Consider the following 9981-nt stretch of genomic DNA (forward strand, 5'->3'; position numbering starts at 1 on the left):
ACTGCTGTGCCGATCCGACCCACCGACGTGGAATCCCACCTGTCAACGACGCTTCGCACTGCGCTTGCGTTGCACGACGTCGCGTTGGTCACCGTGTCTGCGCTGTCGCCTTTCTGTCGGTAGCCTGTCCGTCGCAGCAGGGGTGGAATGCGACTTGGGGGCACTGGGTTCATGGCGGGTGCACGGCCGTTCGCACTGCTCGTGGCGCTGGCGCTGGCGGTGCTGGTGGCCTGCGGCGACCCTACCGCACCGCCTGCCGCGTCCGGCGAGGTCGCACACCTCCAGGTGATCGCGCACCACGACGACGACTTGTTGTTCATGAACCCGGACGTGCGCGACAGCGTCCGCTCCGGGCACCGCCTGATGACGGTGTTCCTCACCGCCGGCGAGGCGGAGGAACCGGACGCCAACGGCTACTCGGCCGCCCGCCAGGCCGGGGCCCGCGCCGCCTACGCCCGGATGGCCGGCGTGCCCGACGAGTGGGACGGTTCGACCCTGGCGCTGGCCGGCGGGCGCACCGGCGAGCGCTACTCGCTGCGCTCGCGGCCCCACGTCGCACTGGTCTTCATCAACCTCCCGGAGGACGCCGACCCGCGCGCGGACGGCGGCCGGGGCGCGTTGAGCCGGATGTGGCAGGACCGGGGCGGCTGGGTCGCGGTGGACACGCTGGTGCCGACCGGCGGGCAGGTGTCCGAGCCGTCCCGCTACACCGGCAACGGCCTGATCAAGGTGCTGGCGAAGCTGATGGAGGGGTTCCGGCCGACGGTCCTGCGCGTCCAGGACTCCGACCCGGACCCGGACTACCCGTTCTGGCTGCCGCTGCACGACCACCCCGACCACGTCATGGGCGCACGGTTCGCCGAGGCGGCGGCCCGCGTCTACCGGCGTTCACCGGACCGCCCGGCGCTGTCGGTGATCGGGTACCGCGACTACAACACCGACAGCGCGCCCGCGAACCTCAGCCCGGAGCAGCAGGACGACAAGGTCGGCACGTTCGGCGCGTACCAGAAGCACGACAAACTCGCCCACGGCCCGGTCTACGACCGCTGGCCACGCCGCATGTACTACCGCTGGGACCGTGGCACGTCGTGGGTCGGCCGGGCGCGCGACGGCCGGCTGCACGCGTTCGCCGTGCGCGGCAGGCAAGTCCTCGGGTGGCGCCAGGACGGCGACCGCTGGCAGCGCGCCGACCCGGACCGGCCGGGCGGCCCGCTCGCGGCCGGGCTCGCGGTCGGCACGGGCGTCGGCGGCCTGACCGTGTGCGGCCGGCGGCTCGACGACGGCGACCTGACCTGCCACGACGAGAAGGGCTGGGTGGGGCTGGGCAGCCCGGACCCGGGTGACGCCCGGGTCGGCGTGCCGGCGGTGGCCGCGCACCGGGACGGCCGGCTGGTGGCGTTCGTGCGCGACGGGCGCGGCGGCGTGAGCCGGGCAGAACAGGACGCCACGGGCCGGTGGGGTCCGTGGCAGAGGCTCGGCGGCGAGGGCGTGCGGGACGGCCTGAGCGCGGTGCCCGGCCCGGACGGCGTGCCGGAGGTGTACGCGAGCACGGCCACGTCCGTGCTGCGGTGGGCGGGGAGCTGGGACCGTTCGTTCCCGGCGGTCACGCCAGGAGGAGCGCCGGTAGCCGTGGAGGGCGGAGGCGGGACGACGGTCGTGGTGCCGGTGGCCGACACGGGGGAGGTGCTGCGCACCACCCGCGTTGCCGGCACGTGGTCGACGCCCGTACGCGGTCCGGGCCCGGGAGGCCCCGGCGGCCCGGCGGCGGTGTCCGCGCACGGCAAGGTGGTCGTGGTCGGCCGAACCGGCGACGGCAGCGTGACCACCGACGCATCCGGCGCGTGGCAGGCAATCGGCGGCACACCCCTGGACTACCCCACGGCGGCGGTGGACGCGTCGGGCCGCCTGACCGTGCTGCTGATCGGCCCGGACGGCCGTCTGCACACGTCAACGCAACCCCAGGAGGGCGGCACCTTCACCCCGTGGACCACGACCGACTGACGCCTCGCCGAGCCACACCCCAGCCCCCAGGTGCTGGTCCGATCCGGCGTCGCGGCAGTACGCGGTCTTCCTTCCCCGGCTCGACGTGCTGGTGGAGCGCAACGCCCACCGCTGCGGGACCCGCGAGCTGTCGGAGGGGATGCTGCGGATCATCCACGACCGGATGCAGCGGTGGCGGGACCTCGGCGTCCCGGTGATCGACAACTTGGAACTGGCCGTCCCGGATGCCGCAGCGCGGCTGTGGCGACTGGTGGACTCCGGCGAGGTCTTCGCCATCCCGTCCTGACCCGGCACCCGGGCCGAGTCGGCCGGCAGGTCAGGCTGTGCCGGCCGCCGCCGCGAGCAGTCGGGCGAGTTCGGCGGGCTTGGTGTGCATGGGCCAGTGGCCGGAGTCGAGGTCGATGAGGTCGAGGTGTTCGACCCGTGCGAGTTCGGGTGCGTCACCGGCGTCGATCCACGCCTGCGCCTGGGTCGGGGTGAACTCGGGGCATACGAGGGTGACCGGGATTTCGAAGCGTCGCTCGTCGGTCAGTCGCACGGTGCCCGTGGCCACGTCCTCGGGAACCGGGACCGCAGCGGCGGCGAAGGCGCGTTTGGCCTGCTCGTCGAGGTCGGCCGAGTCGGGTCCTGCGAACGGTTCCCAGCCGGGGAAGGGCATGGCGCCGTCGCGCAGTGCGAAGAAGTCCGCGTAGGGCTTGCCGTCGGCGGTCGGGAAGCCGCCGATGAGCACCACCCGGGCGATCTTGTCCGGTCGCGCGTCTGCGGCGAGCCAGGCCAGGGTGCAGGCGGCCGAGTGCCCGACCACCACGGGCTTGCCGGAGGCCGCGTCCACGGCGGCGAGCACGGCCGCCACCTGGTCGCCAAGCGTCGCGGAGGTGGACCCGTCGCCCTGCCCGGGCAGGGTGAGCGGAACGGGGTTGTGGCCCAGCGACCGGAGCGTGGGAGCGACATCGTCCCAAGCCGATCCGTCGAGCCACAGACCGGCGACGAGGAGGATGTCCATGATCGTGTGTCTTCTTCCTGTCAGGTCGCGGTGTGTCGAGACGGCAGGCTCGGGGACGTCACGGTACCGGTGGTGCCGGAAATCCGAGCGCCGGCGGCGGTGGTCGCCCGGGTGGCGGTCGGTGGCACACCCGGGCGAGGCCGGTCGTGCCACCGGGACCGGGTTAACGGGGGTTGTTCGACATCTGGGCGGTGGTGGCGTCGCCTATCTTGGTCCAGCCGGTGCCGACGCACTGGAGATCGAGGACCTCGCTGGGCGAACGCATCCCCGTAATCCGGGGACCGAACGGTCCTGCGCGACCCGCCGGGCGAAGCGTTCAGACTGCGCCCCGTTCCGCCCCTGTCCCGCTTTCGCCCGTGACGACTGCGTCCCGGTGGACCGGGCAGCGCGGAGGCGGCGCGGATCGTCAACGTCGTGTCGCGTGGGGTCGATGTCCGGGCGGGAAATCTCTCCGATGCTGGTGGCGCAACGAAATGGTGTCCAGTCGGAGGAGGATTCATGCGTTTGCGTCGAACTGTTGCCGCTGTGGGGCTGGCCGCTCTCGCGTCGCTGACCGTGGCAGGGTCGGCCGGAGCGGCTCAAGTCGCCGGCGTTCCGGACGCGGCGGCCTGTGGGCAGGGCAAGGCGGACAAGGACCACCGGGAGTACTTAAAGGACTTCACGCACGCGACGAACATCCGTTCCGGCCCGAGCACGCGGTGCACCCCCGTGGGCGTCGGCTACCCGCCGCACTCCATCGACTACCACTGCTGGGACTACGGCGAGAACGGCACCTGGTCCTACCTGCGCACGCGCGGCAACGTGTACGGGTGGGTCAAGGACAGCGAGCTGAAGGGTGGTCTCGGCTCCATCGTGAAGTGCTGACCCGACCTGTCCCATGACGGTGCCCGGATTCCCGCCGGTTCGGAATCCGGGCAGCGCCATGGAATGGGGGTGAAAAATTTCGGTTCTTTGGTTCACTGGCTCCGGAAGGGAAACCGGGCAGGTTCCGGCACGGTGTGCGGAATGCCCGGACTGCATCCGAGGGGGCCGAGTGGACACGATCTTCCGGGCGACCGACCACCCGGTGGCGGAGCGGTTCGAGCGGTGGGCGGAGCTGGTGCCGAGGGTGTTCGCGCCGTTGCGGCTGTCGGTGGCCGAACCCGACCGGCACCGGTCGGAACTGCGGGTCGCCGAGCTTGGCGGGACGATGGCGTACTACGTGGCGTCATCCACCTCCCGCGTCGAGCGCACCGATCGCATGATCCGGCAGGCAGACCCCGACGTCGTCCGAGTGGCGCTGGTCGAGCACGGCGACGTGGTATTCGGCCAGGACGTCACACCGAGGGTGGTCGAACCGTGCCGGCTGTACGTGTCGACCAGTTGGCGGCCGTTCGAGCTGAGCGGGGCCGTACCCGGTGGCGGGATGAACGTCACGCGCAGCGCCGTGGTGCCGTTCGGCCGGCTGTCGATGCCCCGGGGCCAGGTCGAGCGGTTGGGCGGCGTCGCGGTCCCCGCCGGCGGGCTCACCGACCTGGTCACGGCGTCGCTGCGCGAACTGACCACGCACGACTTCGGTCCGGCCGACGCGTCGAGACTGGGCAGCGTGCTGGTCGACCTGGTGGCCGCACTCGTCGCGCACCTGCTCGACCGGACCTCCGACCTGCCCGCGCAGACCCGGGAACAGGCCCTGCTCGCGCAGGCCGAGGCGTTCATCCAGGCCAACCTGGGCGACCCGGGCCTCACCCCGGCGGCGGTCGCCGCCGCGCACCACGTCGGCCTGCGCACGATGCAGCGACTGTTCCGGCGACAGGACCGCGGCCTCGCCGACTGGATCCGCCACCGCCGGCTGGAAGCGTGCCACCGAGACCTCACCGACCCACGCCTGCTCTCACAACCGGTGCACCTCATCGGCCGGAGGTGGGGCTTCACCGATCCGTCGCACTTCAGCCGCGTGTTCCGGGCGGCATTCGGGTCGCCACCGGGCGACTACCGCGAACACCAGACCCCGACCAGTTCGCCGTGCACCGCCCAACTCGCCCTGGCACCCTCGGGCGACTTGCCCTGACCTGACCCCATCGAGCCCTCAGCGTCACCCTCTCGTGCCGACTTCGCCGCAACGCCGGCTGCACGGCGTTGCTGCGGTGATCCCGTCGGTGTGAGTGTCCTACCCGGATCGTTGGACGCGCTCGACGTCCGGCGTAGTGCCGCGCGACACGGGAACTCCCGGGACGACCCGACATCGCGAGCCGAGCTCGCCCGGAGGAAGGGCCATCGTGCGCGATCGTGATGTGGTGGTGGTCGGCAACGGTGTCATCGGACTGTCCATCGCCTTTGAGCTGTCGAGGCGCGCACCCGACTTGCGGATAGTGGTGATCGGGCCACCGGATCGCCCGATGGCGGCATCCGCAGCGGCCGGGGCGATGCTGAACTGCTTCGGCGAGGTGACACCCTTCACCTCCCATCACCCGCCTTCGGCCGCGAAGTTCGCCATCGCCAGAGCCGCGCTGGACACCTGGCCTGCATGGCTCGACGCGCTCAGCGACACCGCTGACGGGACCCGCGCCCGCCGTTCCCTGAGGCCGGGCACGTTCGTCGTCCTGCCGTCCACGGCCGGCACCGGAACCGCCGCCCACTTCCACGCGATCGAAGCCGCGCTGCGCGAGTGCGCGGAGCCGTTCGACGAGGTGACCCCCGACGCGGTCGAAGGCTTGCGACCCGCCGACCACGCGCGACCGGCGCGCATCCTCTACCTGAGGCGTGAGGGCTCCATCGACGCGCGCGAAGTCCTCGCACTGCTGGAGCAGGCCGTGCGCGTTAACGGCGTCGACATCGTCCCGGCCACCGTGCACGAGCTGGACACGGCCGGTAGTCGTGTACGCGGTGTGCGCCTCGCCGGCGGCGAGTCGATCGCCGCACCGAACGTGGTGCTGGCTGCCGGCAGCCTCGCCCAGGACTTCCTCAAGCAGCTGCCCGCCGGCTCGATCCCGCCGCTGCTGCCCAGCACCGGACTCGCGGTGCAGACCCACCGCAAGGAGTTCCCCGGCTTCACCCACGTGGTGCGCACCCCCAACGCCGTCGGCGGGTGCGGGACACACCTGGTCCCCTTGGCCGAGCACGGCCACGAGTACATCGGGGCGACGAACACCCTCCACTTCCAACCGTCCTCCGGCCCCAACGTGGGGGTCACCGTCAGCCTGCTCAAAGACGCCTGCGAGCAGTTCGACCACCGGATCGGCCTCTCCCAGGTCACGCACTGGCCCACGGGCCGACGTCCGGTCGCCCTCGACGGGTTCCCCCTGATCGGCCCGGTCTTCTCGTGCACGGGGCTGGTGCTCGCCACCGGCACCTACCGCGACGGCTTCCACAGTTCGCCGGTGATCGCGCGCCACATCACCGACGTGCTCCTGAACGGTGATGCCAAGGACCCGCACTTCGGCCGCTTCGCCGTGGAACGCCTCCCGATCCAACGCACCACCGTGGAGGAGTCCGTCGACGCGTTCGTCCGGCACGAAGTCGACGCCTCGGTCGCCTCCGGCCTCCGCCTGCCCTACTTCCTCGAACCCGACACCCTCACCCTTCGGCACAGGGAACTCGCCGAACGGATCTACGCTCAGTTGAGCGATCCGATCGCCCTGATCCCCGAAGTGCTGGACGCACTCGCCTACCGCCCCGACGACGGAGCGCACTGGCTCGACGAGTACCTGCAAGCCGCACGCCGACACCACGGCACCCCACCGTCGACCGGCGGACACGCCGAGTCGACAGAGCCCGTTTCGCTGATTGGCGACCGGTGAGCCTCCTCCCGTCGACGCCCACGCCGGGAGCGCGTGGTGCTCGGGCCACGTCTCTCGATCATGCCGACTAGGGTCACGCGGTGCACCACCACGTGCGGTGTGATCGGCGGCGTTTCGCGGCGTCCGAAACGACGACGGCACAGCAGCGTGCTGCATGGGTTTTGGAAAGGAGGTCTGGAGTTACGCCTCGCGCAGTGACTCCCGCGCCCTGCGGCGGTGTTCTCCGGCGAGCGGGGCTTCGTCGGCGGAACCGGGCCAGTCCGCCTCGACGTGAGCCGGCACGATCTCATCCTGGGAGGTCACGAGGGTGGTGGTGCTGTCTGCCCCGAGCTGTGCCAACACCTGCGCCCGAGGTGGTGGGCGAGCGTCATATCACGCGCGAGATATTCCTGCGGCCAAGATCGAGAACCCGCGGGACCTGGTCAACATCGCCGGAGGCGGTACGATCGCAACGATCTTCGTCCAGGCGACGGACGGAGGGGAGATTTTCTCCCGGTCGAGCGAGGGGCCATGACCACCGACTGGAGCACCCGGATCAGCCGGGGCTTCACAACTGGTGAATTGAGGTCCGCGACCAGGGTCGCGCTCGGGGAATTGCTCGGAGTCGACGCCTCCGCACTTTCATTGGCAGTGGTGTGGAGCGTCGGCCTCGCATCGGCCCATCCCGGACGGGTTCCGGACGTCGCGGCCGAGGTGTTGGCACGGCCGTCCGGGCCCGATGAGGACGTCGCATTCGTGGCGTGGGACCTCGACGCGGCTGCGGTAGAGGTGAACGTAATTGTGCTGGGTGATCCGGATGAAGGGGACGAACACGGTGGTGTCCGGTTGCACGCCGCGCCCTACCGCGCCGCGCACTCCTGCGTGCTGGCGATTGCGACCGCGATTACCGCTGCGTGCCTGGGTGGGAGTCCGGTGTGGGACGAGCGCACGACGTTGAGCGACCGCCGGGTCGCCGATCCGGAGTGTTTGGTGGAGCGTCTTCGGCAGCCACCCGGGAAGAGCGCCTGGGATGCCGCCCTCGACCTTCTGAGGGGGACCGGACTGCGAGACGCGGCCGACCCCGACTGGTGAACCCGTCCGTACTTGGTGGTGTTGCACAGCCCGTAGTGCTGGGCCGTCCGACCGGGAGCCGCTCCGGCGGCCGGATCGCAGTCCTTCCACCCCGGAACCGATGTCACCGGACCACGGCGAACTTCGGGCGGGCCTCGGGCGTGTGGTTGAATGATCGGATCGGACCACGGGAATCGGGTTTTGACGGAGGTTTCGTCATTGCCGATGATCACCATGACCGGTAGGTGTGCAGCGTGACCACTGATTAGGAAGCACGGATCAACCGAGTTTTCACCACGGGTGAGTTGCGGTCGGCGGCCGGAACCGCCCTTGGGGAGTTGCTCGGGGTCGACGGCGCGTCGATCCGGGTGGCGGCCCCAAGGCGCTCGACCTGGCGAGGAGGCAGGCGGCAACCGCCGCCTATGATCGGCTCACTCCAGTATACGAAGTGCCGGACGCGAATGCGCCGCAGCCATGAACCGATTCATGGCGTACGCGGGAGTGTCGACGACCGTTGTGCGGATTGGGCGATGAGATGAATCCGGAACCTCTGGTAAAAGCGATCGTGGCGGCGATGATGCTGTTGGAGGAGTGTGGACCCGACGAAGTCGACCCGGATACGGCTGTCCGGGGCCTGGAGCATATGGGTTACGAGCTTCTCCGGTTCACCGAGCGTGAGCGCGTCGAGTTCTTCGGGCTACTCGAGCGGATGGCATCGGCCGAGACGGACCAACGCACGGCCGAGTACTTGCGGCGCATACCATTCGTGCTGGGCATGAGGGAGTCTGAGTAGGCTTCCACGGCACTGAAGGCGACGCCCGTCACCGCCGGCTCTTCCCCCTCGGTCGCTCGGCATCGTCGACCCGCCCGGGTGGTCCTGCGACGTCCCGATGCTCACCTGGGACTGGATCGGCACGGCCGGCAGCCTGGCGGCGGCCCGGGGCCTGTTCCCGTCGTCCGGGACCGGCCACGGGTTCGTGATCGTCGAGCAGCCGGCGGGCGTGTTCAACGTGGCCAAGACCAACCCGGTGAGCGAGAGCGCTCTGTCCGGCACATTCACGGCCGGCGGCCTGCTGACATCCTCGACCTTCGTCCGCGTCTGGTTGCAACTCGTCACGGCCGATGGCATCCACCGCCTGGCCCCCACACCCGTCTACTAGTCTCCGGCGCGTCGGTAAGCGCGGGCGGCGAGCGCCGGAATGGCAGCGATCCTCGAAACACCGCGATGTACGACACCGGCAGCCGCCGGGTGATCCCTGGCACCGATACGCTCGCGATGCCGCCCGGATCAGGGGCCTTGTCCGATCCCAGCGGTTCACCGGCGTCGGTGTATTGCTCGGTACCGGCGGGCTGCCGCGTCTGCCTCGGTGGTGGCCGTGCACGGTCGCGCTGGGCGAGTTCGGCGTGGCGGGCCTCCCGTTCCAGCTCCTGGGTGCGCTGCCATCGGACCGCCAAGTGCAGCGCGAACAGTCCGCCGCCGCCCACCGCGACCGACGCGGCGCGGAGGGCGGTGAAGCCGTCGAGCCTGTCCCAGCAGCCGATTCTGTCGCCGGGTGCGGAAACAGCGATGCGAACCGAAGGGACAGGGGAGCAGTAGCGGCTGCGGTCCCGTACAGACTCAGGCGGACGGGATGTCGCGGTGGCCGATGGCCACGTTCGCAGGCAATTGACGCCACGGATCCGTCACGAGGGGCCACGTGTCCTATCGCAGTAGGCGAGCCAGATGATCCCCGAGGCGGTGGTGCCCAGCCAACCGATGGAGGCCGACCACCAGGGCGGTTCGGTGAGGTTGAGCAGCACCGAACCGCTGACGACGAACGCGAAGACCGGATGCAGTCCGAGTTCTCCGCTCATCACCGCAGGCCGTGGCGCGATTCTGGGTGGCCCCCGTGATGGACCGGCAGAGGCGACGGCGAACCGGGCTCGGGGTGCGTGCCGGTCTCGGTGGTCGAGTTGTCCCTGGCCGGTGTGGCACCGGTTGTCCCGGATCCTCCCGCGTCCTCGCCCATCTCCTCGGCCAGGCGCATGGCCTCCTCGATCAGCGTCTCCACGATCTGGTGCTCGGGCACGGTCTTGATGACCTGGCCCTTCACGAAGATCTGCCCCTTGCCGTTGCCCGACGCGACACCCAGGTCGGCCTCCCGCGCCTCG

At 70.6% G+C, this 9981-nt stretch carries 10 protein-coding genes and 1 pseudogene; 8 read left to right on the forward strand and 3 right to left on the reverse strand.

What is annotated here, in order from left to right; genetic code table 11:
• The first annotated feature begins 171 nt into the window (after positions 1-171).
• Positions 172-2001: a PIG-L family deacetylase gene (locus AB0I60_RS36310; RefSeq protein WP_360738498.1), complete on the forward strand. Its 1830-nt coding sequence runs from the start codon at positions 172-174 to the stop codon at positions 1999-2001.
• A 91-nt stretch (positions 2002-2092) separates the two neighbouring features.
• Complete coding sequence (locus AB0I60_RS36315; protein WP_360738500.1) at positions 2093-2287, forward strand: hypothetical protein; 195 nt, start codon at positions 2093-2095, stop codon at positions 2285-2287.
• Between the two features lie 30 nt (positions 2288-2317).
• On the opposite strand, the gene AB0I60_RS36320 is transcribed toward AB0I60_RS36315, so the two are convergent.
• A complete protein-coding gene (locus tag AB0I60_RS36320) occupies positions 2318-3004 on the reverse strand; it encodes an alpha/beta hydrolase (RefSeq protein WP_360738503.1) in 687 nt (228 codons plus the stop codon).
• A 498-nt stretch (positions 3005-3502) separates the two neighbouring features.
• On the opposite strand from AB0I60_RS36320, the gene AB0I60_RS36325 reads away from it, so the two are divergent.
• The 6 genes from AB0I60_RS36325 (at position 3503) to AB0I60_RS36350 (ending at position 8990) form a co-directional block, all read left to right on the forward strand.
• Positions 3503-3868, forward strand: a complete 366-nt coding sequence (locus tag AB0I60_RS36325; protein ID WP_360738505.1) for an SH3 domain-containing protein — start codon at positions 3503-3505, stop codon at positions 3866-3868.
• A 169-nt stretch (positions 3869-4037) separates the two neighbouring features.
• The gene (locus AB0I60_RS36330; RefSeq protein WP_360738507.1) at positions 4038-5051 is read left to right on the forward strand and encodes a helix-turn-helix domain-containing protein; all 1014 of its coding nucleotides are present in this window, start codon (positions 4038-4040) and stop codon (positions 5049-5051) included.
• Between the two features lie 229 nt (positions 5052-5280).
• A complete protein-coding gene (locus tag AB0I60_RS36335) occupies positions 5281-6780 on the forward strand; it encodes an FAD-binding oxidoreductase (protein WP_360738520.1) in 1500 nt (499 codons plus the stop codon).
• Positions 6781-7290: 510 nt separating this feature from the next.
• Positions 7291-7851, forward strand: a complete 561-nt coding sequence (locus AB0I60_RS36340) for a hypothetical protein (protein WP_360738510.1) — start codon at positions 7291-7293, stop codon at positions 7849-7851.
• Between the two features lie 502 nt (positions 7852-8353).
• Positions 8354-8623 (forward strand): hypothetical protein, encoded by a 270-nt coding sequence (locus AB0I60_RS36345; RefSeq protein WP_360738512.1) that lies wholly within the window; start codon positions 8354-8356, stop codon positions 8621-8623.
• A gap of 97 nt (positions 8624-8720) precedes the next feature.
• Positions 8721-8990: a hypothetical protein gene (locus tag AB0I60_RS36350; protein ID WP_360738514.1), complete on the forward strand. Its 270-nt coding sequence runs from the start codon at positions 8721-8723 to the stop codon at positions 8988-8990.
• Positions 8991-9513: 523 nt separating this feature from the next.
• Here AB0I60_RS36350 and AB0I60_RS36355 read toward each other — a convergent pair.
• Both AB0I60_RS36355 and AB0I60_RS36360 read right to left on the reverse strand, forming a co-directional pair.
• Positions 9514-9684, reverse strand: coding sequence for a hypothetical protein (locus AB0I60_RS36355; RefSeq protein ID WP_360738517.1), 171 nt, complete (start codon positions 9682-9684; stop codon positions 9514-9516).
• Between the two features lie 128 nt (positions 9685-9812).
• A pseudogene (locus AB0I60_RS36360) lies at positions 9813-9981 on the reverse strand (4-hydroxy-3-methylbut-2-en-1-yl diphosphate synthase); the annotation flags it as partial.

The organism is Actinosynnema sp. NPDC050436 (assembly GCF_040655415.1).
Classification (GTDB): Bacteria; Actinomycetota; Actinomycetes; order Mycobacteriales; family Pseudonocardiaceae; genus Actinosynnema.

Coding starts and splice junctions, on each gene's coding strand:
- AB0I60_RS36350 (WP_360738514.1), top strand. CDS start 8,721: ATGCTCACCTGGGACTGGATCGGCACGGCCGGCAGCCTGGCGGCGGCC.
- AB0I60_RS36325 (WP_360738505.1), top strand. CDS start 3,503: ATGCGTTTGCGTCGAACTGTTGCCGCTGTGGGGCTGGCCGCTCTCGCG.
- AB0I60_RS36340 (WP_360738510.1), top strand. CDS start 7,291: ATGACCACCGACTGGAGCACCCGGATCAGCCGGGGCTTCACAACTGGT.
- AB0I60_RS36355 (WP_360738517.1), bottom strand. CDS start 9,684: ATGAGCGGAGAACTCGGACTGCATCCGGTCTTCGCGTTCGTCGTCAGC.
- AB0I60_RS36320 (WP_360738503.1), bottom strand. CDS start 3,004: ATGGACATCCTCCTCGTCGCCGGTCTGTGGCTCGACGGATCGGCTTGG.
- AB0I60_RS36310 (WP_360738498.1), top strand. CDS start 172: ATGGCGGGTGCACGGCCGTTCGCACTGCTCGTGGCGCTGGCGCTGGCG.